This is a genomic window from Cruoricaptor ignavus, from assembly GCF_900141665.1.
Classification (GTDB): Bacteria; Bacteroidota; Bacteroidia; order Flavobacteriales; family Weeksellaceae; genus Cruoricaptor; species Cruoricaptor ignavus.
The window spans coordinates 77,453-101,155 of the sequence record NZ_FQYI01000005.1 but is presented as its reverse complement, the minus strand read 5'-3'; the positions used below and the strand labels follow the sequence as shown (position 1 = coordinate 101,155).

Genomic DNA, 23,703 nt, shown 5'->3' with positions numbered 1-23,703 from the left:
TTTTATAAAAAAAATACAATCAGCGGCCAAAACTCTTTTCAATGCCGAAAAGATAGTAGATCACCGCCTGCACCCGGGCGAAAATCTCCCGCGTCTGGTTTCTGTAATAGCTTTCCGGCCGGGTAATTTCCTGCGCATCAAAGCCCAGCGCGTTCATCCCTGCATTCCTCGCATAGAAAAGCGCGCGAAGGTTGTGGTAGCCCTGGGATACGATGATCACCTCATCTTCGCCGTAGATCTCCTTGCACCGCCGCACGCTTATCTGCGTCTGGAATCCGCCGGGGTCTTCCGTAATTGCTTCCTCCGGCAGCCCGTCCTGATTCACGAGGAAATTTTTCATCGCAGCCGGCTCGTTGTAGCCGGTAGACCGCTCGCCGCTCACGATTATTTTTTTAATCTTTCCGTGATGATAAAGCAGGCTTGCCGCTTGCATCCTCGAGATAAAATACGGGTTGTATGCCCCGGATTTGGTCTTGGGAGATGTACCGAGCACCAGGGCAGTATCCCTCGGCGGGATTCTTGATACCCTGGAGTAGGTACGCCCGTTGGTAAGCGCATACACCCAGATATTGGCTGCCAGCACGAACAGCAGCACAAATTCCGTGAGCAACACCAGGGTTTTCAATATGCTTTTCAGGCGCTTCAAACGAGGTCAAAATCAAGTTCCAGATCGGAGGAAAGAGGCAAAGCCATACAAGCCAGTATTTTACCGGCTTTCTCTTCGCTCTCGGTAAGGTATTCATTCTCAAGGAGCTCCACACTCCCACGGTTTAGCAGGCAAATGCAGCTGCCGCAGATGCCCGCCCTGCAGGAATATGGGACATTATAACCCATCGCAGCCAGCTGGCTGAAAATATTCGTACGGTTGTCCGGGAGCACGGCGCGGTGCCACTTACCGTTCAGCCTGAAGTTTACCTCAATATCCTGAATCAGCGGCAGGGATTTTTCCAGGGGATAAATATTTTCTGCAAATTCTCCGAATAGCTCAAAATGTATGTTTTTCTTCGGTATTCCGTTGCTGTGGCAGGCGTTAGCCAGGGACTTTACCATCTCCCCAGGACCGCAGATCAGCACCTGGTCCACAGAATCCCAAATGGTGCTTTCCTCGTCCGTTTCGTCCAGGTGGAGCAGCTGATTGATGATCAGCTCAAGCTTTTGCCCATCCAGCCTTCCACTAAAAAAACTGTTGGGCGAAGGTTTTTGCGTCAGAAAATTGAAAACCTGCAACCTCCCTCCCGAGGCTTCCGAAAGAGCATTCAGCTCGCTACGGAATGCGATACTTTCCAAATTTTTATTGCTATAGAAAAGGAAAAGCCTGGTTCGCGGTTCAGTTTTTAAGATATTTTTAAAATGACTAAAGATCGGTGATATGCCGATCCCGGCAGCAAAGCCGAGAATAGTGCGAAATTCGTGCGGCTTGGACTTCAAGGTGAAACGCCCCTGCGGCACGGAAACTTCAATCTCATCTCCTACATTATAATTATCGCAAAAAAAATCGGAAGGCGAATTTTTCTCTGTTTTCTTCACGGCTATCGCCAGCGAATTTTCATAGGGCGCGGATGTGATAGAAAAATCTCTGAAAAAATATTCACCGTTTTTCTCTATCTTCAAAGTGATATACTGCCCAGCAAGAAAGCTGAATTGCGAGGATAAATCTTCCGGTACATCAAATTGTGCCGCTACTACGCTGGGTGTGATCCATTTTTTTTTTGCTAATTTTAGCGGATAAAATTCGGGCAAATGTTTGGGGCTGCTGAAATGATCCATCATTCACCCAAAATTACAGAATTTTTATTAAATCAAGTCAGAAAGAACACAATAATTATATAAATATATAAATATGAGAAAATTAATTTATATATATTTCCTCGGTGCAGCACTCTATTCCTGCAAAAAAACAAGTGAGAATGTGGCAATGCATACACCGGCACAGGACACTGCAGCGCTACCAGAGCTGGAGCCTACGCCAACTGCCTTAGCTGAAATCCAAGAGCTGCCTCCGCAAAAAATCAGTGAGCTTATTAATACCAAAAATGACACCTTATATATTACCAACTTCTTCGCTACCTGGTGCGGCCCTTGCGTGAGGGAGATGCCACTCTTTGCAAAGAAAATGGAGAGCCTGAAGGGTAGCCAGGTAAAATTCACCTTTGTTTCACTGGATGCCCGCGAAGACTGGGATTCCCAAGTAAAACCTTTTGCGGAAAAAATGGGCGTAAACGGCAATGTGGTACTGCTGGACGGCGAAAAACTTCCGGAGGACTTTTTCGAAAAAAATTTTTCAGGATGGGATGGAACGGCGATACCCTTTACCCACTTCCGCAAAGGCAATGAAACGAAAGAGTTTCTGGGCGGTATCTCCGAAGGAGAGCTCAATACATTTATCCAAAGCTTTAAATAATTGATTTTCAGAAGATTCCGTGACCTAGTGCGTCTCCTCTCGGTTGGCATAATAATTTCTGTCCTCTGCAATCTTGCTACGGGATACATCGGCCTATCTTTTGCGGATTTTTTTTATGATACTCCCCAATCTCCCATTGCCGGGATGCGCCTCCGCCGAGTAGCAGCCATGGTACTGGCAGGGATTTCTGTGCCAGCATCGGGCTTCTTGCTTCAGGAATTCTTCCGGAATCCGCTAGCAGGCCCCTCTGTGATGGGAATAAGTTCCGCAGCCGGGCTTGGGGTAGCTCTGTACATGGCTTTTTCCTCTGGGTTGCAGCTGCCCGCGTTTTTGGACGGCAGCCTTACAGCGACTGCTGCCCTGGCAGGCAGCCTGATTTCCGTACTGGTTCTCCTCACATTTGCGGCGCGGCTACAGGATTCAAATTTTCTCATCATATTCGGGTTCCTGATTTCTGCATTCTGCGGCGCCGCGATGTCTATATTCCAATATTATACTGACAACCAGAGCCTTAGGAATTTCATCCTATGGTCATTTGGCAGTACTACGGCTCTGACGGGATCTCAGCTATTAATTTTTGCACTATTCACCATTGGGGGAATCATTTTTTCATTAAAAAGTATCAATCCACTGATTGGCAATATTTTAGGGGAAGAATACGCCGCTACCCTGGGGGTAGATTCCGCTCGGCTAAAGACGCACATCATCATCGCATCTTCGCTGCTATGTGCCTCTGCTACGGCTTTTCTCGGGCCGGTGGTGTTCATCGGGATCGTGGTGCCGCATTTCTGCCGGCTCATTTTCAGACCTGCAAAACTCTGGCATCAGGGGGTATTAAATGTTCTGATGGGCATCCTCGTGATGGAATCTCTCTCTATTTTATCAGAAATCAGCCTCCTGCCCATCAATATCTGGAGCTCGCTGCTGGGGATTCCTGTAATTTTTGCTATGATGCTTCGCGGGAGAACAACTAAAATCGGCTACTGATGTTTTTAAAATTCAACAATGCTGAAATAGGCTACCAACAGCCACTCATCCGCAATGTAAATTGCGGGCTGGAGCGCGGCGAGGTGGTCCTTCTCATCGGCGATAACGGCTCCGGGAAGACCACACTTTTTAAATCGATACTCAATTCCGTGCCGCTACGGGGGGGCGGGATTTTTTTGGATAATGCCAATATTTCCCGTCTTTCCCGCAAGGAGATCGCCAAGAAAGCTGCAGCGGTACTATCCCGCGGAGCCATCCCCGCACACTTGGCGGCGCGGGATCTGGTGGCTTTCGGCAGGTTCATCCATTACCCGTATTATTTCAAAATTTCGGAAGATGACAACGAAATGGTGGAGAGAATTTTAATTGACTTGGGTTTAAAAAAATATTCCTACACCCCCCTGAGGCAGCTATCCGACGGGAACCTGCAGAAGGCATTCATCGGCAGAGCACTGGCGCAAAACTCACCCGCCATAATCCTGGATGAGCCCACCGCACACCTGGATGAAAAAAACAAACTGATGATCCTGAAACTGCTGCGGAGGCTCGCGCAGGAAAATTCTAAAGCCATCCTCCTATCCTCCCACGACTGGCGGCTGGCCATGCACTTCGCGGACAGAATCTGGCTCATATCCAACCGGGAGATCTCAGAGAGCCGCCCTGATGATTTTTTTAATAAATTCCCGGAGCTAAAACTGGATATATCCCAGCTATAAAATACTATGCGTGCATAACATTATGCATCTCATACAATTTAATGCGCTGATTTTCAACATATTGCAAATTATTGTACTTTTAAATGCTATGCGTGCATAGTAAATCTTTATATTTGATTCCTGATGGATGAAGCAAAAAGGCCTAAAGCCGAAAATGTAGACCTGATCGTAAAATCGACCTGGCTGGCGCTGAACAGGATGTTCTCCGAGCAGGCACAGAATATGGATGCCACCGTGGTGCAGGGGCTCGCACTCCTGAAGATTGATCCTAAAAACGGTACCCGCAGCACCAACCTTGGCCCGAAGATGGCGATAGAGCCAACCTCGCTTACGAGGATCGTAAAACTCCTGGCAGACGAGGGCTACATCTACAAAGATAAATCCGGGGCGGACAAGCGGGAGGTGATACTTAAACTTACGCCGAAAGGCCTGCACCATAGGGATTTATCCAAAAAATTTGTAATGGATTTCAACCGGATGGTGGCAGAGCGGATTCCTCAGAACAAACTTGAAATTTTCAAGGAGGTAATGACTGAAATTCAGAAAGTTGCAACAGAAATTAACAGAAATAACAAATAGTTTTAATATGAAAAGAAGAATCAAGCATGTGACCGTCCTCGGCTCGGGAATCATGGGCAGCGGTATCGCGGCGCACTTCGCCAACATAGGCGTGGAAGTGCTTTTGCTGGATATTGTGCCCTTTGAACTGAACGAGGCGGAGCAGAAAAAAGGCCTTACAAAAGAGGACAAGGCTGTGCGCAACCGCATCGCTGCGGAAAATTTCGAGAAGCTGAAGAAGGCAAGCCCGGCGCTGCTTTACTCACCGAAATTTGCAGACAGAATTACCATCGGAAACTTTGATGACGATCTCCCGAAAATAAAAAATACGGACTGGATCATTGAAGTAGTGGTGGAGAGAATCGACATCAAAAAACAGGTGTACGAGAAGATTGAGCAATTCCGCAAGCCGGGCACGCTGATATCCTCCAACACCTCCGGCATCCCGATCAATCAGCTGGCGGAAGGCCGCAGCGAGGATTTTAAAAAGCACTTCGCAGGCACGCACTTCTTCAACCCGGTGCGCTACCTGCCGCTTCTAGAAATCATACCGACAAAGGATACCGATCCGGAAATCGTGAAATTCTACATGGATTACGGCGCGAAATATCTCGGCAAAACCACAGTTCTTGCAAAGGATACGCCGGCGTTTATAGCCAACAGAATCGGGACTTTCGGCATTATGGATCTCTTTCACAATGTGCAGAAGCTGGGACTTAATGTAACGGATGTAGATAAGCTGACCGGCCCGGTAATCGGCAGGCCGAAATCCGCTACCTTCCGCACCGCCGATGTGGTGGGGCTTGACACCCTCATCCACGTGGCAAACGGCGTGTACAGCAGCAATGCGGAGGCGAATGATTTTAATGATGTCTTCAAATTGCCGGAATATGTTCAGAAGATGCTTGACAATAAATGGCTCGGCAGCAAAACCGAAAGCGGCTTCTTCAAAAAAATCAAAGGTGAGGGCGGGAAATCTGAAATCCACGGGCTGAACTTGGAAACTATGGAATACGAGCCGCAAGGCAAAACCAACTTCCCCGTTCTGGAAAAAACAAAGTCCATAGAAAAACCGATCGACAGATTTAAGGTTCTGGTGGAAGCGGATGACAAGGCGGGCGAGCTTTATAGAAAAATGTTCGGCTCCCTTTTCGCCTACGCCTCCAGCAAAGTGCCGGAAATCTCTGATGAAATCTACAGAATCGATGATGCTATGCGCGCCGGTTTTGGCTGGGAAAACGGTCCTTTCCAGATCTGGGATGCCATCGGCATACAGAAAGGTATCGAGCTGGCTAGGGAGGCCGGCTACGAAGCGGCAGACTGGGCAAAACAGATGGCTGAGAAAGGCGAAACCTTCTACAAGGTAGATGATGATGGCAAATCAACCTTCTACGACCAGCTGGATACTTCCTACAAAAACATCCCGGGGCAGGAGAACTTCATCATCCTTGACAATATCCGGAAAAACAAAACGCTCTGGAGCAACTCCGGCTCGGCAATCCAGGATTTGGGAGATGGCATCATCAACTTTGAAATCCGCTCAAAAATGAACTCGCTGGGTGGCGAGGTGCTGGATGGGCTGAACCGCGCCATTGACCTTGCCGAAAAAGAATATGACGGTCTCGTGATTGCCAACCAGGGAGCCAATTTCTCCGCGGGAGCCAACCTTGCCATGATCCTTATGATGGCAATAGAGCAGGATTGGGATGATCTCAATATGGCTATCGCAACCTTCCAAAACACGATGATGCGCGTACGCTACTCCGCAGTGCCTGTAGTGGCAGCACCTTTTGCAATGACTCTTGGCGGCGGCTGCGAGATGACGATGCACGCCGACAGGGCCGTGGCAGCGGCTGAGACTTATATCGGCCTGGTGGAAGTGGGCGTGGGCGTGATCCCGGGCGGTGGCGGTACCAAGGAAATGACGCTGCGTACCTCCAGAGAGTTCCAGAAAGATGATGTGAAGAACAACAGGCTCCGCGATGCATTTATGAATATCGCTATGGGCAAAGTTTCCACCTCTGCATACGAAGCCTTTGATATGAACATCCTGCAGGAGCACAAAGACATCGTGGTGGTGAATAAGGCCGAGCAAATCCAAACTGCGAAAATGCTTGCAAAAAGTATGGCAGAGCACGGATATACGCAGCCAATAGAGCAGAAAGTTACGGTACTCGGCAGGGAAGCACTCGGCATGTTCTATGTAGGCACTGACCAGATGCTGGCAGGGAACTATATCTCCGAGCACGACAAGAAGATTGCAGATAAGCTCGCCTATGTAATGGTGGGCGGAAACCTTTCCGAGCCAACCTTGGTTACAGAACGCTACCTGCTGAATCTTGAACGAGAAGCATTCCTTTCCCTCTGCGGCGAACGCAAAACGCTAGAGAGAATTCAGTATATGCTTCAAAATGGCAAGCCGCTGAGGAATTAATCAATAATAATCATACAATTAGACAAAATGAAACAGGCATATATCGTAAAAGGATACAGAACTGCAGTCGGCAAAGCCCCGAAAGGCAGTCTCCGGTTCACAAGGCCGGATGTGATGGCGGCTACCGTCATCCAAAAACTTGTGGCGGATGTTCCGCAGCTGGACATCAACAGAATAGATGACCTCATCGTGGGCAACGCGATGCCGGAAGCCGAGCAGGGGCTCAATGTCGCAAGGCTCATCTCCCTGATGGGTCTCGATACGAATAAAGTACCCGGCGTAACGGTAAACCGCTACTGCGCATCCGGCTCGGAAGCCATCGCCATAGCGGCGGCTAAAATCCAGTCCGGAATGGCGGACTGCATCATCGCAGGCGGAACGGAGTCCATGAGCTACATCCCGATGGGCGGCTACAAGGCGGTTCCGGAAACAGACCTTGCCAAGGACAACCCGGACTACTACTGGGGTATGGGCTATACTGCGGAAGCGGTGGCTAAGGAGTACGGCATCACCCGGGAAGAGCAGGATCAGTTTGCCTTCGAATCCCACCAAAAGGCGCTGAAAGCCAATGCGGAAGGGAAATTCAAGAATCAGATTGTCCCGATAAATGTCGAATATAATTTCCTGGACGAAAACCAGAAATCCCAAACCAAAACTTATGAGTTTTCAGTGGATGAAGGTCCTAGGAAAGACACTTCGCTAGAAGGTCTGGCGAAATTAAAGCCCGTTTTCGCTAACGGTGGTACAGTGACAGCAGGAAATTCTTCACAAATGTCCGACGGGGCTGCCTTTGTGATCGTGATGAGTGAAGAAATGATAAAGGAGCTCGGGCTACAGCCAGAGGCGCGCCTCGTTTCCTACGCGGCAGCAGGCCTTGAGCCGCGCGTGATGGGCATGGGGCCGGTATACGCAATCCCGAAAGCGCTGAAGCAGGCAGGCTTAGAACTGAAGGACATCGAACTCATAGAGCTGAATGAGGCATTCGCGTCGCAATCTGTGGCCATTAAAAAAGAGCTGGATCTGAACCCTGAAATCATCAATGTAAACGGCGGAGCCATAGCGCTCGGGCACCCACTGGGATGTACCGGTACAAAACTTACCGTGCAGCTTTTGGATGAAATGCGCCAGCGCGGGAATAAGTACGGGATGGTAACGATGTGCGTGGGTACCGGCCAGGGTGCGGCAAGCATTTTTGAGCTTCTTTAATTCAACTATTTAAACAAAATAAAAATGAGCAAACAACTAATCGGCGGGGCGTTTCTTGTAAATGAAACACCTGCCACGGAAATCTTCACCATTGAAGACCTTAATGAGGAGCAGCGCATGCTCCGCGACAGCGTGAAAGAATTCATCGACCGGGAGGTAATGCCTGTGAATGAGCGTTTTGAGAAGAAAGATTACGCCCTTACCGAAGAGGTTATGCGTAAACTTGGCGAGATGGGCGCCCTTGGGATCTCCGTGCCTGCCGAGTACGGCGGTATGGGTATGGGCTTTGTAGAAACCGTTCTCGTTTGCGACGCAGTTTCCGGGGCGAATGGTTCCATCGGTACAGCCTACGGCGCGCACACGGGCATCGGCACGCTGCCAATAGTTCTTTACGGAAACGAGGAGCAAAAGCAAAAATATCTGCCTGCGCTGGCAAGCGGAGAAAAGTTTGGCGCATACTGCCTCACCGAGCCTGATGCTGGCTCCGATGCCAATTCCGGGAAAACGAAGGCGAGACTGTCTGAGGATGGGCAGCATTACATCATCAATGGGCAGAAAATGTGGATTTCCAATGCAGGTTTTGCGGATACATTCACACTTTTTGCAAGGATTGAGGATGATAAAAACATCACCGGTTTCGTAGTGAACCGTTCTGAGATTGAAGACCCTCAGAGCCTTACGCTCGGCGAAGAGGAGCACAAACTCGGCATCCACTCCTCCTCTACCCGCCAGGTATTTTTCAACGATCTGAAATTGCCGGTGGGCAATCTTCTGGGCGAGAGGAACAACGGCTTTAAAATCGCGCTGAACGCGCTGAATGTAGGCCGCATCAAGCTTGCAGCTGCCGGGCTGGATGGTATGAGGAAAATCCTGAAATATTCCATCTCTTATGCTAATGAGAGAAAGCAATTCCAGGTGCCGATCTCCACATTTGGCGCTATCCGCAAGAAAATCGGTGAGATGGCTACGCTTGCCTATGTTTCCGAGTCCGGAGTTTATCGCGCGTCCAGCGACATCCAGTCTAAAATTGATGAACTCGTAGCAGGAGGAGCTGACCACCAGGAGGCTGAGCTGAAAGGTGTGGAGGAATACGCAGTGGAGTGCTCTATTCTGAAAGTTTTCGGCTCAGAAGCTGTTCAGCATGTGGCGGACGAAGGCATCCAGATCTACGGTGGTATGGGCTTCTCTGCAGATGCGCCGATGGAATCTGCGTGGAGAGATGCGCGCATCGCGAGAATCTACGAAGGTACTAACGAAATCAACAGGCTCCTTGCGGTGGGTATGCTCATCAAGCGTGCAATGAAGGGGCAGATAGACCTGCTTACTCCTGCGAAAGGAATTGCTAAGGAACTTACAGGCATCCCATCCTTCGATACTCCGGATTACTCCGAATTTATGAGTGAGGAAAAGGCAATGATTGCCAACCTGAAAAAAGTATTCCTGATGGTTTCGGGAGCGGCACTACAGAAATATACCTCCAAAATTGAGCAGCAACAGCACCTTCTTCTGAATGCTTCAGAAATTCTTAACCAGATTTATATGGCAGAATCCGCAGTTCTTCGCGTTGAGAAGCATTTCGGGGCAGATTCTGTTCAGGCGAAAATGGCTCAGCTGAACCTTTATCAAGCTGTGGAGAAAACCATCGCAGCGGCGAAAGAGGCAATTATCTCCTTCGCGGAGGGCGATGAGCAGCGCATGATGCTTTCCGGGCTGAGAAGATTCACAAAATATGTGAACACTCCGAACCCGATAAAACTCACCGAAGAGATCGCCGCCCACTACCTTGAAAAAGGTTCTTACTAAGACAAAAATCCGGTTTAATACCGGATTTTTTATTGCAAAACTATCCGGTAAATTGGAGGAATCCGGATTTTTCCAAATGTAGTAGTGAAATCAAATAAAAAAAGCTGTCTCAACTTCGGACAGCTTTTTTTAAGAAGAAATTATTCAAAAATCATTTCACTATTTCCGTGATCGGCTTACCTATGTTACCGCTCGGGAACTGGATTTTCAGCAATGCGGAAATAGTTGGTGCAATATCCGTCATATCATACGGCGCATTACTCTCGCCACGAGGTATCCCCCATCCCATAAATATCAGCGGGATGTGGGCATCGTAGGGATTCCAGACGCTGTGGGTGGTGCCCTTCTTCAGCCCGGAGGGCAGCATAGAATCGTGCGAAACAAGCTGGATATCGCCGCTGCGCTGCCAGTTATATCCGTTTATCATTCTGGTTTTTATTGGTTCCGGTATGGGCGCGGTAGCGATTTTTTTCATATTTACGGCATATAGGATGCTTTGGTCTTTATTGAGCTGATCCACCAGATAATCCACCGTATTGTTCATATCCATTTTGTTTTTCTCCACCAGCTCGTCGCTCAGGTAAATTTGGTAATTGGTGATGGATGTCAGCAGGTTATCCACTCCGTATTTGGATTTCATCCTGGTATTGTACTCTCTTTGCGCACCCTCGCCGAAATAGCCGGTTTTTATCTTGTGCTGCTGCAGGAAGCCTACGGAATGTGCTGCACCGTGGTCGGCGGTAAGGAAAACCGTGTACTGACCTTTGCCTACATTTTTATCAAGATAATTGAAAAATTCCTCCAGATCTCTATCAAGCCTGAGGTAAGTATCCTGAATTTCTACGGAATTTGGACCAAATTTGTGACCTACATAATCCGTGGATGCAAGGTTAATGGCAAGCATATCCGTTACAGCATCTTTGCCAAGATTTTCTCCTTCTATGGCCGCCTCTGCTATTTTCAGGGAAAGCGTGTTCCCATACGGCGTGCTTCGGATCACATCCGGATTTTTCCTATAATCCTCCGCCAGGTTGCTGTAAGGAAATACGGGTGCCTTTGCGCTGCCGAGCAAGCCTTCCCACTCTACATTATCCGCGGAGCTCTGTGTATATTCGGAAATGGGATACAGAGTATTCCACCCGCCTGCCAAAAGCTGCTCACCCAGTTTTAGGCTGTTAAAATTGCTCACCCACTGCGGCAGCTGGTGGGTGTAATAGGAACTCGTCACGAAGTTTCCGGTATTCCCGTCAAACCAGTAGGCGCCGGTAGGGTTATGCCCTGCCGGGAGGATGGATGCGCGGTCTTTCAGAGACACGCCTACGACCTTTGCCTGGAAATTTGTGGCAAGGCGAAGCTCATCGGAAATGGTAGTACTCCAAAGATTTTTTGGTGAATGGCTGCCTACTTTGCGGTCATCCGTCCCTACAGGATTCACGCCTTCATCGGTGGTGCAGTATACACCCTTGCCCGTGGTTCTGTCGAACCAATCGTTGCCCGCAATGCCGTGGATGGATGGCACGGAGCCGGTATACACACAGGTGTGGCCCAGGGCAGTAACCGTTGGAACATAGTTGATATGGGTGTTGTGAAGCGCAAAGCCATCATTCAGCAGCCGCTTAAAACCGCCGCTACCATACTGGTTATAATACCGGTAAAGGAAATCCCAGCGCATCTGATCCACCACAAGGCCCACTACCAGCTTTGGTCTTTCTAGCTGGGTATTTTGCTGCGGCTGCCTTTTTTGCCGCTGAGCCATTGCAGGCACTGCAAAAAGTGCGGAGAGGCCAAAAATTGCAAGTTTCTTCATAAAACAAAAAAAATTATCCGCCAAATTTATTGAAAAATCCGGCGGACTGAGTTTAAGTAATTGTTAAATCGAAAGATCGTTGTTTACGCTTCTCACCGCATCAGCAGATGCTTTGAACTGAGCTCTCTCCTCTTCCGTTAGCTGTATTTCCAAAATTTTCTCAACGCCATTTCTGCCAATAACTGCCGGCACACCAATGCAGATGTCGCTTTCGCCGTACTCACCATTCAGCATTACAGAGCTCGGGATAAGTTTTTTCTGATCGCAGGCAATTGCCTGAACCACAGCAGATACCGCAGCGCCCGGGCCATACCACGCCGAGGTACCGAGCAGTTTAGTGAGCGTAGCGCCGCCTACTTTGGTTTCTTCTACGGCATTTTTAAGTTTTTCATCAGAAATCAAATCTGCTACAGGCACGCCCCGAAGCGATGCCTTGGTCGCCAAAGGGATCATCCCCGTATCGCTATGGGCACCGATGACCATTGCATCCACATCTGCCACCGGGGAATCGAGCGCTTCCGCAAGCCGGTATTTGAATCTTGCAGAATCCAGCGCGCCACCCATCCCGATGATTTTATGTGTTGGCAGCCCGGAAACCTTGTGCACAAGGTAAGTCATAGTGTCCATCGGGTTAGAAACCACGATGATGATAACTTCCGGTGAATACTTCACCAGATTTTCTGCAACAGTGCGTACAATTCCAGCATTTACTCCGATTAGCTCTTCCCGCGTCATGCCCGGTTTGCGAGGCACCCCGGAGGTTATGACCGCAATCTCGGAGCCTGCGGTTTTGCTATAATCGTTTGAGCTTGGGGTGATTTTCGTGTCGAAACCGTTCAGAGATGCGCACTGCATCAGGTCCATAGCCTTGCCTTCCGCGATGCCTTCTTTAATGTCGAGCAGCACCACCTCCGAACAGAAATTTTTCAGAGCAATGTATTCCGCTGCGCTCGCGCCTACTGCACCGGCGCCTACTACTGTGACTTTCATTTTGTTTGGTGATTTTAAATTCTCTCAAATTTACGAAAGTCTTCCTGGCTTAGGCTATGAGGAATGTCAGTATAATTGTTAATTTTTCTTTAATTTTCCTCTTCGAAATACAGCCTGTAGAATTTTCCCTTCTCATCCTGCCCGGTTTCTATCAGCTTTCGGTCGCCGTGCACATAGATGTGGAAGTTCTTGTCCAGCTTTATCACGCTTTTGAAATACCGCTGATTTTTCTTCACCGCGGCATTATTTATCGGGAAATCTTCCTCTATCGAAAGCTGCATTTCTTGCTCATAATCGCTTTTGTAATTTTCAAAACTCTCGATAACCTGTTCATCCTGAAGGATTTGCTTCGTGAATTCCTCAAAGGAAAACTGCTCCTTCTCTTTAAAAAATTCCAGCGAGCGATTCAGGAAATCTGCCTGATCCATTTTTGTAACCTCAAATTCCTGCGGCAGTTGCTTCGTGATGTAATCCTTGTAAACCTGCAGCGTTTCCTGCGTTTGAAAATAATCATCATTTCTTTGCCGAACTTTCAAAAAATCTTCAAACCAGTAATACTCATCGCCGTTTTTATTGTTATCAATTACGGAAACCGCAAAACCATCTTCCCTGGAAACATTGTAAATCAGCGCACCTTTATCCAGTTTTGCCAAAGAAATCCCGAAATCTTTTTCGAGCTGAAATACTGCCTCGTTCTCATCGTCATTTTTGCGGAATAATTTAAGAAAAGGCAATTTATTTTCAGTTTTGAAAATTCCTATTTTAGGTAATATATCGCCGTTTTCATTAGCATCATCAAACAACACAACGAACAATTCACCATTCTGAACCCTCGGATTTTCGGTAATATCATAAAGATGCTGCGCAATCTCTTTGGATGATTCCACAAAATTTTCCGGATTTTCAAAAATTTTCGCAACCGAAGAATAAACCGAATTATTCGCCAAATAATTCTCGCTGTAAAACTGAAACTGCTCCTCCGATTTGAAAGATTTGAAGAAAAAATCCGTAAGCAAATCCTTCATATCTTCCTCTAAATCAACAACTTCCGAACCAAAAACCAGCGGCTCCTGATTGATTTTATTCCCAACTTTATGAATGATGATTTTCTGCAGCATAGTGAATTTTCCGCTGCAAAGATATTTGATTTCGGCGAGTTTTTTGGTGATGGCTTATCTTTGGTGAAACGATTTCCGATGAATATTTCAGTAGAAAAGCAGTCCGGGATTTACATTTTGCGGTCGGTGCAAGTTCTGCCGGTGGGCTTGGACGAAGCTTGGGATTTCTTTTCGAATCCGAAAAATCTCGACCGCATTACGCCGCCTGATATGGCTTTCCGAATCACGAACAATCCGCCGGATTTCACTTATGCCGGGCAGATTATCACCTACAAAATCGGGATTTTTCCACTGGTAAAAAGCAGTTGGGTTACGGAAATCACCCAGTTTGATGAGCGCAGATTTTTCGTGGACGAGCAGCGTTTCGGACCCTATGCAATGTGGCACCACGAACATCATTTCCGCGAAATTTCCAGTGGCAGAACCGAAATGCAGGACATCGTCTCGTTCAAATTACCGCTCGGCTTTCTCGGCGATTTAATTGCAGGGAAAGCCGTGGTCCATCGTGTAAGATACATCTTCGAAAACCGCTACAGAGTCCTCCGCCAAATCTTCCCGGATTAAACATCAGTAAACTCTTCCGATGGCAAATCATTGCTTCTCCGTCAAGTATTTCCAGTAGCGTTTCGGCAAGTGCTGCAAATGCAGCTTTGGATTTTTGCGCTCCCGAATGTTCGTGCTACGGAAATAATTCCGCCACAAATTCTCAAACTGCAGCTCTTCATCGTGCAGAAATTCCGACGGTTTTAGAAGTCTTTCACGCATTTCTGAAGTTGGCGAGAAAAATTCTACATTATTTAAATCGTAATAAATACCGTAGTTTCTTCTCAAATCATAAATCATCCATCTCTGATCGGTATAGCGATTTTTGAAATGATTGATAATTAAAGGCAGCACATTAAAATCTGGCTCAATATGCGCAAAGTAACTATCATCAGCCAGCTTTATAAATCTCACAAAAGCCTTCATCCGGTGAGTTTCCCTGCCTACAGATTTTACAATTTTAGAAATTTCCGCAATTTTTTTATTTGCATAATTGTCAAAAATATTCACTTTTTCCTGAATTAAATAATTTAAGGAAAAGAAGATTAAACGCTCCCTATCTTCACTTTCGGAAAGAAAAACGCGCAGCAAATTTCGCACGCCTTCACTTCCTGAATATTTTTCCACAAATTTTTCAATGCGCTTCGCTTTTGCTTCATCGGTAAAAACCTGATGCTTTTCCGCGAAAAGATTCTCATCGGGAAAGGCTTCCGCCACAATTTCCGCATCACGAAATTTATATTCGTGAACTTCGAAAATTGCCGTGAGCAAGCCTTCAAAACTACCGTCGTAAACCAGCCTTGTCATCAGAACAGCGAAAGTTGCTGAGAGAAATTTGCCTTATATTTCGAACTTGAACCGCTGAGAATAATTTGCCGTAAATTCATCGTATCCAGATGTTTCAAAAACGCATTACCACTCTGAAAATCAATGAAATACTTGGCGCGGTTTACAGCGGCACCCATTTTTTTCAGATGGTCTATGGTTAAAGTTTGAAACCTTCTCGCTTTCACAATTTTCATAGCAGAAGTCCTACCGATGCCAGGAATCCGCAAAATCATTTCGTACGGTGCCGTTTGCAAATTCACTGGAAATTTATCCGGGTTTCTCAATGCCCAGGCTAATTTTGGGTCGATTTCCAAATCGAGAAACGGGCTTCTCGGGTCAAGAATTTCCGTGGCATCAAAGCCGTAAAACCGCATCAGCCAATCAGCCTGATAGAGTCTGTTTTCGCGAATCATCGGAACAGGTGTGGAAATTGCTGGCAGCCGTGCATCTTCGGTCACAGGCACATATCCCGAATAATACACCCTTTTCAGATTGAAATTCTTGTAGAAAAAATCTGCACTGCGGATGATTTGGATGTCGTTCTCACCGGCAGCACCGATGATGAATTGCGAACTTTGACCAGCCGGCGCAAATTTCGGCGTAGATTTAATGATTTTCCTTTCAGCCTTGTACTGCACGATGCCGTTTTTCACGAATTCCATCGGCCGTTTCATTTGCTCGTGGCTCTTGTCCGGTGCCAAAAGCTTCAGCCCGGAAACTGTGGGAATCTCCAGATTAATGCTCAGCCTATCGGCGTAAAGCCCGGCTTCCTGCAGCAATTCGTCCGATGCACCGGGAATGGTTTTCAGGTGGATGTAGCCGTTGAACTTGTGCTTCGTGCGAAGTTCGCGCGCTATTCTCACCAGCCTTTCCATCGTATAATCCGGGCTTTTGAAAATCCCTGAGCTCAGGAAAAGCCCTTCGATGTAATTTCTCCGGTAAAAATTCATCGTAAGCTCCACCACCTCTTCCACCGTAAAGGCGGCGCGCTTCACATCGTTCGATTTTCGGGAAACGCAGTAGATGCAATCGTAAATGCAATGGTTCGTCAGCAGGATTTTCAGCAGCGAAACGCACCTGCCGTCTTCCGTATAGCTGTGGCAAATGCCGCTTCTTGCGGAATTTCCAAGCCCGCCGCTTGTATTCTTCCGGTTACCTCCACTCGAAGAGCAGGAGACATCGTACTTCGCCGCATCAGCCAGGATGCTCAGCTTTTCATTAATCCGGTCGAAATTCATCGTCAAAAATAATAAACTAAAGAGCAAAGACTATCAGAGTATTTGCCCTAAATTCTATCAATCTAAATTGATTCAATCCTTATTCTTCCTCCGAAATGCGCAAATACCCGCCGCCAAAATCAATCCCGCCAAAGCGATTTTCTTAGTCTTTTTAGATGGAACGGGCAGCATGGTTTCGCCATAAATCCTGTGCGGTTCCTCACTCGGTTTCAGGATATTTCCACCGTCATCAGGCGCGTTTTTCACCTGCATTCCCAGCCTCATCACAGCGGAAGCACCGTTCATCACAAGACTTGGGAAGCTTTGGTAAGTGTTCTTGATGAATTTCGACATAAAATCCGGGAATAAATCCTTTCGCGGATTTTTCGCCAGGCTTACCATCGCTTTCGCCGTATCTCTTGGGTCCGCAGCAAACGGCGGAATTTTAAACTCCAGCCCGGAATATTTCGCGGAATGCATATTGCCGGTACTGCGTTGAATCTGCGGGTATATATTGCATATGTGGATGTTCGGCTCGTTGGAAACTTCGCCCTGAAGCCCGCTCATCATCATCTTGATGCCGCCTTTCGTAGCGGAATATACCGCGCTGTATGGTGCCGGCATATAGCCGCCGATGGAGACATTGTTGATGAGGATGCCTTCGCCCTGCGCTTTGAAAATCGGCAGTGCCACATAAGTGCCGTGGATGTAGCCTAGCAGATTGGTGCCCACCGTCTGGTGATGCACTTCCATGGGGATTTCCTCAAATTTCCCGCTTGCCATTACGCCTGCATTATTCACCCAGATGTCAATTCTTCCGTTTAGCGATTTCGCTTCTTCCGCCAGCCTTCTAACCTGTTCAAAATCAGAAACATCGGTCTTTATTCCGATGGCCGTCACATCTAAATCGTGGCAAAGTTTCACGGTTTCTGCAATGCCCTCCTCACCTCTTGCCGCAATCACGATGTTGCAACCTTCCAAAGCAAAAGCCTCTGCCGCAGCACGGCCTACGCCGCTTGAACCGCCGGTAATGACCACGGTTTTTCCGGCAAGTTCTCTATTGCTTTTGTTGATATTTTTCATTTCGATAAAAATTAAATCGTCAGCTGCCCTTCCACTCCATCGGAATTATCGGTCCTCCCGCCGGAAATTGCAGCGGCAGCGTAAGAAATTAGCGATACTAGCCTGCCTGCCTTAGTATCCCAATAGTAGGTTTCTGTGGGTTGCACACGGATGATGGTCACATTCTCGTCATCCTTCCCGTCCTCAAACCAGGCAGAAGCCATCGGGCTCCATTGGTCTTCAATCGTGGCCTTATCATTGTAAATGAATGCATTACCAAATACGGAAAGGTATTCCTGGTGGCTGCTATTCATAAAGAAGAGCTGCACCCTATTGTCATCTGCAATGTCGAAATTTTTATTGCTTTCCCGGCTGCTGATGAACCAAAGATTTCCCTCCTCATCACACTCCTGCAAAGTCATCGGCCGGGCATTAATCGGCAGTTTCTCAAGATCGGTGGCGAACATACAGAAGCGCGCTTTTTCGGAAAGTTCTTTAAGTTTTTTAATGGCATCGGTGTGAAGTAAGTTTTGTGTGGACATAATAAGAGATTTGTTTTAAATGAATGCAAAAACGAAGCCGAGAGAAAAACTCACAGAATCTAGTTAAAATTAATCAACCTGAAAAATTGTTTATTTCCAAATTTTCGCCGTGTGTGCCTTATAATCTTCCAGCACACTCTGCTGCTCTCTGGCGCCGATTGCGATCTGGGTTGCGCGGTCTATAGGCACTACATTCCTGATTTTCAGCGCGTTTGGAATTACATTTTTAAACCTCACGGGAGGGACTTTCAAGTTTTGGCGGATATTTTCATCAATGAGATAATTGGCTACGCTTCTATGGATGTAGCCCATATTGCGCTTTACGATGTCCAGCTTCAGCAGGCTGATGGGCGTGTTTTCATGCAGCAATGCTTCGGTAAGCTTCAGGGCATCAGCATCCGGAGAGGCTTGGTATTGAGTCCAAAACCGGAAAAATGCGAGAGCTTCTGCCCTATTTTCGGGAATGAGATTCTGGGGCACGCCAAGCAGCCAGGTCACATATTTCCAAAGGTGAAAAGTACCCTCTTCCTCCTGCTCCGAAAACTGGAAATGGATCCTGCTGAGGCCAAAGAGGTAATACACCGTGAAGGCGATATTGGTGGCAATCATATCTGCAAAATTGATGGGCGTGCCAAATTTTTCCCCGTCCCAGTCGGGGTATTTTTTCAGTATGCTGAGGCGGGATACGCTGTGCACGATCCGCGTCCGGATGCAGGCGCGCAGACGCCTCTCCTGAGATTCTGCGCCGTTGCGGGAGACATCTACCCAAAAGCCCAGCGTGTTATAAAGCCTGTGCACGGCACCCTTCTCCAGCGCCCCGGTTGCAACGAGGGGCTTGGTGAGGTTCCCAAAATTGTAACCGCCAAGCAGAGCAAAATTCCTCAAAACAAGCAATCCTGAAAGCCCGCTTCGTTCCGAGAGACTGCAGCCAGCTTCCATCAGTTCCCAATCTACCCAGCCAGGCACGGCGCGATTTTCATCAAGGAAATCTTTATAATCCTGCGGAAGATTTTTTTCTTCGCCGCTGTGCAGGGATTTCATAATGAATTTCAGTTCCCCGTTCTTCATCCACCCCTCTACCAATGCGTCCATCTCCTCATCTACTTTATAGAAAATCGCCGTGCTGAAGTCCGTCTCTGGAACCTCCACCCCTGCCCAATGGATAAATTCTTTCCCGTTGCCTCGCTGCCAGAAGAGATTATTATGGCCATATTTAATCATCTCAAAAAAATTTTAAAACATCTGCAAACAAAAAGGCTGCCTAAAAATATGCCTCCTCTATGGCAGAGTTGATGAGGTCTTTCAGTGTCCTGCCCTGCTCGGCTGCCATTATTTTCAGTTTTTTCATATTTTCCGCCGGGATGTGGAGGGAAAAGAGTATTTCCTCCTTTTTCTCCTTCAGTGGTACTACCTTCTGCGCCGGCGATTTCGTCTGCGCCTCCTTAGCCTTCCCGATTAAGGCCGAAAAATCTTCCTTTGCCATAATTATACATTTTAATAAAAATAAAATTATATATTTATATTATTATACATTTATTTAATTGAAAGAGTAAGTATTTCCTTCGTAAGATTATCAATCTGTTTTTGGGCTTTATTGTGAGTTTCCACCCCATTCACCAATACAGATCTGGAAAAAGCAACCAGATCAGAAAGCATGTTTTTAGACACCTTTACTTCATACTCTGCTAGCTGGTCGGCAATTTCTTTCGTTAGCGTAGTGTTTGGTTTAACCATATTAAAAACGATAACTGCTTTTTCTTTATTCCCAGAATCTTTGATAATATCTATCGTGGACTTTATCGCCAGCAGATCCAGCACCCCCGCTTTGGTAGGAACTATGATGACATCGGATAGATTGCAAAGCTCCGGCAGCTGGTCCGTGAGATAGGGCGGAGTGTCAATAAAAACAAAATCATAACCATCTGTAAGAACTTTTTTTAAATCATCAGCACCAAAAATTTCTACTTCGGACAATCCTTTTACATTCATCAAAGAACCTTGCAGGTCCATATCCACTATGCAGGTTTTGGCATTTTCGCGAAGGTTGGCCGCGAGATTAAAAGTCAGGGTGGACTTCCCGACTCCCCCCTTTTGGTGTGTAATAAGAATTATTTTTGCCATATATAAATATTAATTTATTTAAATAACACATATATTATACTGATACTCAATACATTAAAAGCTTAATTAATTATATTTTTATATAAAACTTTAATTAATTAATTATGCAAAAATAAAAATATGATTTTATATATTATGTCATGGACAAAGAATTTTGTATTTTTAAGTTTTTAATTGAAAATGGAAATACAGGAAAAAATATCCTTACTGCGGGATAAAATGGCAGAAAGTGGCGTAGATGCTTTCATAATATACTCAGCAGATCCGCACCTAAGCGAATACCTACCAACCGAATGGCAGGAAAGAAAATGGATAACGGGATTTACCGGCTCTGCAGGCTTTGCGGTTTTTACCAGGGACAAAGCCGCACTCTGGACGGACGGGCGCTACTTTGTACAGGCAAAAACGGAGCTGGCCGGTAGCGGCATAGAACTGATGAAAGACGGCGTGATCGGCACTCCCGACTACCGGGACTGGATCCTCTCCGAAATTCCTGCTGGCGGCACGGTAGCCGTGAACGCGCTTGCGACTTCGCACGCCAGCTGGAAAGCTTTAGAGGATAAATTTAACAATAAAAATATTGGCCTGAAAAACCTGCCCCTCCTGAAAGATATCTGGACAGGGAGGAATCCGGGCGAAGTAATAAAACCAGTTTTCATTCATCCGGAGGATAGAGCGGGGCAAAGCGTGTCAGCAAAAATCTCGGCTATACGGAAGAAGATGGCAGAGCAGGACGCCACGGCGCACATCATCGGCAGCCTGGATGATGTAGCCTGGACGCTGAACCTCCGCGGCAGCGATGTGGAGGCGAACCCGGTATTCCTCGGCTACATCCTGCTCACGGAAAATTCTGCAAAATTGTTTGTGGATTTGGAAAAAATCTCCGAGGATGTAAGCAGGCATCTTTCAGAATCTTCTGTGCAAATATCTGATTATCAGGATTTTTTCAATGAAATAGAACGACTAGAGGGGGAAAGGATTTTGATTTCTCCAAATTCCAATCAGTCAATTTTTGAAAGCATTAAAAATAAAAACGAAATTATAGAAGCACCTGCACCGGGCAATCTGCTCAAAGCCATAAAAAACGAAACGGAACTCGAGGGTTTCCGAAAAGTGATGGTACGGGATGGCGTAGCAATGGTGAAATTCCTTTACTGGCTGACGCACAATGCCGGCAGGGAGGCGATGACTGAGCACAGCATTGGCGAGAAACTACGGGAGATGCGCGCTGAGGGAGAAAATTTCGTTGGCGAAAGTTTTTCGAGCATTATAGGATACCAGGGTAATGGCGCGATTGTACACTACTCTGCCCCTGAAAATGGCAGCGCAGAAGTGGAGGCCGAGGGTAGCATTCTGATCGATTCGGGTGGGCAATATCTCGAGGGCACCACTGATATCACGCGGACGATGGCTCTGGGCGAGGTTTCAGAGGAATTTAAACGGGATTCCACGCTGGTGCTGAAGGGGATGATCCGCCTCTCAATGGTGAAATTTCCGAAAGGAACGCGCGGCACACACCTGGATGCCATTGCCAGGCTGCCGCTCTGGATGGATGCAAAAGACTACGCCCACGGCACCGGCCACGGCATCGGCAGCTTCCTGAATGTGCATGAAGGACCGCAGAACATTCGTAAGGATTTGAATCCTCAGGAGCTGCTGCCCGGAATGGTATGCTCCAACGAGCCCGGGTTCTATGCTGAGGGGAAATACGGGATAAGGCACGAGAACCTGATCGCCGTGAGAGAATGGCAAAATTCTGAGAGCGGTGATTTTTATGAATTTGAAACGCTTACCATCTGCCCATTTTTTAAGGATATCATTGTAAAAGAATTGCTTGCCGAGGAGGAACTGAGCTGGCTGAACGATTATCATCGCTGGTGCGGGGAAAAACTCTTGCCGCTGCTTTCCGGTGAGGTGAAAGAATGGTTTGTCGAGCTGATAAAGCCTTTATAAAAAATTGAATGGCAGTCCAAAACGGGCTGCCTTTTTATTCTATTTTAAAATTTACCTCAGCATCCAGTTTGGGAAATTTTGATTCTGAGATAAATTTTTTCCCCGTACAGTCTATTTCCTGCCAGCCTTTTTTATCGCTGCAGTCGCCTGCGCGCACCACGATCGGTACGAAGGAAATTTCGCTTTCCCCCTCGCGGATGATTTCGCGGTATTGCACTGCAATATCCATTTTGCAGGGAAAATCTGTATCGAGCGTCACATTTCGGTAAATAATATCAAAATGAGACTCTTTATTTTCCGGGATTTTGAAATAATCCTCCCAGCCTTCCTCGGAGCCGTTCAGTTTAGCAATTGCCGTAAGGCATTCGTAGAGGGCAATAGTGTAGAATTTTCTTGAGTTTTTCCTTAAATAATCGTTCGGGAAATGCCCTCCCTCGAAAAGAACAGTCGGGATTCCCATGGCAGTGAAGTTATCCCCCACAGAGTTGGGATAGTACTCATCTGTGTACCTCCCGATGCCGTTTGGCAAAAGATTTTCCATATTTCTGTAAACTTCAGCGATCACTGCCATACATTTTCTCCTGGTATCGGTGATCTCTCTTTCCAAATTTTCCGAAGGTGCCAAAAAGGAAAGCGTTGCAGGATGTACGCCGTCGGTGGAAAAGATGCTGCGTTGCTCGTGAAGATTGAGGGCATAAGTGTACTTTTTATCTTCTACCGACTTCAGCAGCAATGGCAGCTCTACGCTTTCTCTCGAATGAAAATCGCGGTTCAGGTCGATGCCCTGCCCATTGTGGCGTGTCCACTTTGCGGAGCCATCAGGATTTAGCATAAAAATAAAATCCAGCGAAATTTTGTCAAATAATCTGCTAAAGTGTGCCGGGTTTTTGTTATAAGACTCCAGAAAATCAAGCATAGCCAGCGTTGCATTGCTTTCATTTCCGTGCATCTGTGACCAGGCCAAAATCTTAATTCTGCCCTTTCCCAACCTCAGCATATAGATAGGTTTGCCCAGAAATGAATTTCCGAGCCGGAAAATTTTGTCTTTAAAATTTTTCTCTAAATAAATAGAAAGCATCTCGGGGAGAACAAAACGCTCTCTAAAATTATCATTACAGAAGTAAATAAAGTCTTTCACCGCAGGGGAGTTTACAATTTCAAATTTAATTTAAATAAAAATCATTCACAATATTTTACATTTGTAAACGCATTAAACATATAGGTGTGACTTTTTGTCGGTGGAAAGTTTTGTTGATTGTATTCATTTAAAAATAAAATTATAATTAAATGATAATCAATAGTTTACATAGTTTTAATAAACCTTTGGTTTAGGATTACTTTAAGTGTATAAACTAAGATTTTTCGTTGAATGGCAATAAAATTTTTAAGCACTCAGAATCTTAATAGTTTTGCCTAT

General features: G+C 46.7%; 22 protein-coding genes. 9 read left to right on the top strand and 13 right to left on the bottom strand.

The genetic code is table 11. From position 1 onward, the window contains the following. Positions 1-19: 19 nt before the first annotated feature. Positions 20-646, bottom strand: coding sequence for a SanA/YdcF family protein (locus BUB43_RS06475; protein ID WP_073179424.1), 627 nt, complete (start codon positions 644-646; stop codon positions 20-22). Then, positions 643-1,770 (bottom strand): ferredoxin--NADP reductase, encoded by a 1,128-nt coding sequence (locus tag BUB43_RS06470; protein ID WP_143154053.1) that lies wholly within the window; start codon positions 1,768-1,770, stop codon positions 643-645. Before BUB43_RS06470 ends, BUB43_RS06475 begins: the two co-directional genes overlap by 4 nt. Before the next feature lie 70 nt (positions 1,771-1,840). Between BUB43_RS06470 and BUB43_RS06465 the strand changes: the two genes are divergently transcribed. The 7 genes from BUB43_RS06465 (at position 1,841) to BUB43_RS06435 (ending at position 10,105) form a co-directional block, all read left to right on the top strand. Then, positions 1,841-2,401 carry a TlpA family protein disulfide reductase gene (locus BUB43_RS06465; protein WP_073179423.1) on the top strand — a complete coding sequence of 187 codons (561 nt, stop codon included), beginning with the start codon at positions 1,841-1,843 and terminating at the stop codon, positions 2,399-2,401. Further along, positions 2,402-3,388 carry an iron ABC transporter permease gene (locus BUB43_RS06460; RefSeq protein ID WP_073179421.1) on the top strand — a complete coding sequence of 329 codons (987 nt, stop codon included), beginning with the start codon at positions 2,402-2,404 and terminating at the stop codon, positions 3,386-3,388. Beyond that, complete coding sequence (locus BUB43_RS06455) at positions 3,388-4,104, top strand: ABC transporter ATP-binding protein (RefSeq protein ID WP_073179419.1); 717 nt, start codon at positions 3,388-3,390, stop codon at positions 4,102-4,104. The genes BUB43_RS06460 and BUB43_RS06455 overlap by 1 nt, the downstream gene beginning before the upstream one ends. A gap of 123 nt (positions 4,105-4,227) precedes the next feature. After that, positions 4,228-4,683: a MarR family winged helix-turn-helix transcriptional regulator gene (locus BUB43_RS06450; RefSeq protein ID WP_073179418.1), complete on the top strand. Its 456-nt coding sequence runs from the start codon at positions 4,228-4,230 to the stop codon at positions 4,681-4,683. 7 nt (positions 4,684-4,690) lie between these two features. Next, positions 4,691-7,096 (top strand): 3-hydroxyacyl-CoA dehydrogenase/enoyl-CoA hydratase family protein, encoded by a 2,406-nt coding sequence (locus BUB43_RS06445; protein ID WP_073179416.1) that lies wholly within the window; start codon positions 4,691-4,693, stop codon positions 7,094-7,096. A gap of 27 nt (positions 7,097-7,123) precedes the next feature. Beyond that, positions 7,124-8,302 carry a thiolase family protein gene (locus tag BUB43_RS06440; RefSeq protein WP_073179414.1) on the top strand — a complete coding sequence of 393 codons (1,179 nt, stop codon included), beginning with the start codon at positions 7,124-7,126 and terminating at the stop codon, positions 8,300-8,302. A gap of 24 nt (positions 8,303-8,326) precedes the next feature. After that, positions 8,327-10,105, top strand: coding sequence for an acyl-CoA dehydrogenase family protein (locus BUB43_RS06435; RefSeq protein WP_073179412.1), 1,779 nt, complete (start codon positions 8,327-8,329; stop codon positions 10,103-10,105). A gap of 151 nt (positions 10,106-10,256) precedes the next feature. Here BUB43_RS06435 and pafA read toward each other — a convergent pair whose 3' ends face one another. From pafA to BUB43_RS06420, 3 genes are all read right to left on the bottom strand, one after another. Further along, complete coding sequence (gene pafA, locus BUB43_RS06430) at positions 10,257-11,912, bottom strand: alkaline phosphatase PafA (protein ID WP_073179410.1); 1,656 nt, start codon at positions 11,910-11,912, stop codon at positions 10,257-10,259. 63 nt (positions 11,913-11,975) lie between these two features. Further along, the gene (locus BUB43_RS06425) at positions 11,976-12,902 is read right to left on the bottom strand and encodes a malate dehydrogenase (protein ID WP_073179408.1); all 927 of its coding nucleotides are present in this window, start codon (positions 12,900-12,902) and stop codon (positions 11,976-11,978) included. 89 nt (positions 12,903-12,991) lie between these two features. Continuing rightward, positions 12,992-14,020 (bottom strand): nucleoid-associated protein, encoded by a 1,029-nt coding sequence (locus BUB43_RS06420; RefSeq protein WP_073179407.1) that lies wholly within the window; start codon positions 14,018-14,020, stop codon positions 12,992-12,994. On the opposite strand from BUB43_RS06420, the gene BUB43_RS06415 reads away from it, so the two are divergent. Continuing rightward, positions 13,997-14,584: an SRPBCC family protein gene (locus BUB43_RS06415; RefSeq protein ID WP_260200475.1), complete on the top strand. Its 588-nt coding sequence runs from the start codon at positions 13,997-13,999 to the stop codon at positions 14,582-14,584. The genes BUB43_RS06420 and BUB43_RS06415 overlap by 24 nt on opposite strands. A 27-nt stretch (positions 14,585-14,611) precedes the next feature. On the opposite strand, the gene BUB43_RS06410 is transcribed toward BUB43_RS06415, so the two are convergent. From BUB43_RS06410 to BUB43_RS06380, 7 genes are all read right to left on the bottom strand, one after another. After that, the gene (locus BUB43_RS06410) at positions 14,612-15,370 is read right to left on the bottom strand and encodes a TIGR03915 family putative DNA repair protein (protein ID WP_073179403.1); all 759 of its coding nucleotides are present in this window, start codon (positions 15,368-15,370) and stop codon (positions 14,612-14,614) included. After that, positions 15,370-16,629: a putative DNA modification/repair radical SAM protein gene (locus BUB43_RS06405; protein ID WP_073179401.1), complete on the bottom strand. Its 1,260-nt coding sequence runs from the start codon at positions 16,627-16,629 to the stop codon at positions 15,370-15,372. Before BUB43_RS06405 ends, BUB43_RS06410 begins: the two co-directional genes overlap by 1 nt. Positions 16,630-16,701: 72 nt before the next feature. Continuing rightward, positions 16,702-17,691 carry an SDR family NAD(P)-dependent oxidoreductase gene (locus tag BUB43_RS06400; protein WP_073179400.1) on the bottom strand — a complete coding sequence of 330 codons (990 nt, stop codon included), beginning with the start codon at positions 17,689-17,691 and terminating at the stop codon, positions 16,702-16,704. An 11-nt stretch (positions 17,692-17,702) separates the two neighbouring features. Further along, positions 17,703-18,212 (bottom strand): pyridoxamine 5'-phosphate oxidase family protein, encoded by a 510-nt coding sequence (locus BUB43_RS06395; RefSeq protein ID WP_073179398.1) that lies wholly within the window; start codon positions 18,210-18,212, stop codon positions 17,703-17,705. A 90-nt stretch (positions 18,213-18,302) separates the two neighbouring features. Beyond that, positions 18,303-19,433, bottom strand: a complete 1,131-nt coding sequence (locus tag BUB43_RS06390) for an oxygenase MpaB family protein (RefSeq protein ID WP_073179396.1) — start codon at positions 19,431-19,433, stop codon at positions 18,303-18,305. A gap of 40 nt (positions 19,434-19,473) precedes the next feature. Next, positions 19,474-19,695 carry a hypothetical protein gene (locus tag BUB43_RS06385; RefSeq protein WP_073179394.1) on the bottom strand — a complete coding sequence of 74 codons (222 nt, stop codon included), beginning with the start codon at positions 19,693-19,695 and terminating at the stop codon, positions 19,474-19,476. Between the two features lie 50 nt (positions 19,696-19,745). Further along, entirely contained in the window at positions 19,746-20,333 is a 588-nt protein-coding gene (locus tag BUB43_RS06380) for a ParA family protein (protein WP_073179393.1), read from the bottom strand. Between the two features lie 180 nt (positions 20,334-20,513). Here BUB43_RS06380 and BUB43_RS06375 point away from each other — a divergent pair, with 180 nt between their 5' ends. Next, the gene (locus BUB43_RS06375; RefSeq protein WP_073179391.1) at positions 20,514-22,286 is read left to right on the top strand and encodes an aminopeptidase P family protein; all 1,773 of its coding nucleotides are present in this window, start codon (positions 20,514-20,516) and stop codon (positions 22,284-22,286) included. A 34-nt stretch (positions 22,287-22,320) separates the two neighbouring features. Here BUB43_RS06375 and BUB43_RS06370 read toward each other — a convergent pair whose 3' ends face one another. Continuing rightward, a complete protein-coding gene (locus BUB43_RS06370) occupies positions 22,321-23,364 on the bottom strand; it encodes a M14 family zinc carboxypeptidase (protein WP_083541183.1) in 1,044 nt (347 codons plus the stop codon). Between the last annotated feature and the right edge of the window lie 339 nt (positions 23,365-23,703).

What these genes read in the sequence shown, in the direction of transcription:
- BUB43_RS06470 (WP_143154053.1), bottom strand. Translation starts at nt 1,770, where the DNA reads ATGATGGATCATTTCAGCAGCCCCAAACATTTGCCCGAATTTTATCCG.
- BUB43_RS06465 (WP_073179423.1), top strand. Translation starts at nt 1,841, where the DNA reads ATGAGAAAATTAATTTATATATATTTCCTCGGTGCAGCACTCTATTCC.
- BUB43_RS06455 (WP_073179419.1), top strand. Translation starts at nt 3,388, where the DNA reads ATGTTTTTAAAATTCAACAATGCTGAAATAGGCTACCAACAGCCACTC.
- BUB43_RS06450 (WP_073179418.1), top strand. Translation starts at nt 4,228, where the DNA reads ATGGATGAAGCAAAAAGGCCTAAAGCCGAAAATGTAGACCTGATCGTA.
- BUB43_RS06445 (WP_073179416.1), top strand. Translation starts at nt 4,691, where the DNA reads ATGAAAAGAAGAATCAAGCATGTGACCGTCCTCGGCTCGGGAATCATG.
- BUB43_RS06440 (WP_073179414.1), top strand. Translation starts at nt 7,124, where the DNA reads ATGAAACAGGCATATATCGTAAAAGGATACAGAACTGCAGTCGGCAAA.
- BUB43_RS06435 (WP_073179412.1), top strand. Translation starts at nt 8,327, where the DNA reads ATGAGCAAACAACTAATCGGCGGGGCGTTTCTTGTAAATGAAACACCT.
- pafA (WP_073179410.1), bottom strand. Translation starts at nt 11,912, where the DNA reads ATGAAGAAACTTGCAATTTTTGGCCTCTCCGCACTTTTTGCAGTGCCT.
- BUB43_RS06425 (WP_073179408.1), bottom strand. Translation starts at nt 12,902, where the DNA reads ATGAAAGTCACAGTAGTAGGCGCCGGTGCAGTAGGCGCGAGCGCAGCG.
- BUB43_RS06415 (WP_260200475.1), top strand. Translation starts at nt 13,997, where the DNA reads ATGAATGATGATTTTCTGCAGCATAGTGAATTTTCCGCTGCAAAGATA.
- BUB43_RS06420 (WP_073179407.1), bottom strand. Translation starts at nt 14,020, where the DNA reads ATGCTGCAGAAAATCATCATTCATAAAGTTGGGAATAAAATCAATCAG.
- BUB43_RS06410 (WP_073179403.1), bottom strand. Translation starts at nt 15,370, where the DNA reads ATGACAAGGCTGGTTTACGACGGTAGTTTTGAAGGCTTGCTCACGGCA.
- BUB43_RS06405 (WP_073179401.1), bottom strand. Translation starts at nt 16,629, where the DNA reads ATGAATTTCGACCGGATTAATGAAAAGCTGAGCATCCTGGCTGATGCG.
- BUB43_RS06400 (WP_073179400.1), bottom strand. Translation starts at nt 17,691, where the DNA reads ATGAAAAATATCAACAAAAGCAATAGAGAACTTGCCGGAAAAACCGTG.
- BUB43_RS06395 (WP_073179398.1), bottom strand. Translation starts at nt 18,212, where the DNA reads ATGTCCACACAAAACTTACTTCACACCGATGCCATTAAAAAACTTAAA.
- BUB43_RS06390 (WP_073179396.1), bottom strand. Translation starts at nt 19,433, where the DNA reads ATGATTAAATATGGCCATAATAATCTCTTCTGGCAGCGAGGCAACGGG.
- BUB43_RS06385 (WP_073179394.1), bottom strand. Translation starts at nt 19,695, where the DNA reads ATGGCAAAGGAAGATTTTTCGGCCTTAATCGGGAAGGCTAAGGAGGCG.
- BUB43_RS06380 (WP_073179393.1), bottom strand. Translation starts at nt 20,333, where the DNA reads ATGGCAAAAATAATTCTTATTACACACCAAAAGGGGGGAGTCGGGAAG.
- BUB43_RS06375 (WP_073179391.1), top strand. Translation starts at nt 20,514, where the DNA reads ATGGAAATACAGGAAAAAATATCCTTACTGCGGGATAAAATGGCAGAA.
- BUB43_RS06370 (WP_083541183.1), bottom strand. Translation starts at nt 23,364, where the DNA reads ATGCTTTCTATTTATTTAGAGAAAAATTTTAAAGACAAAATTTTCCGG.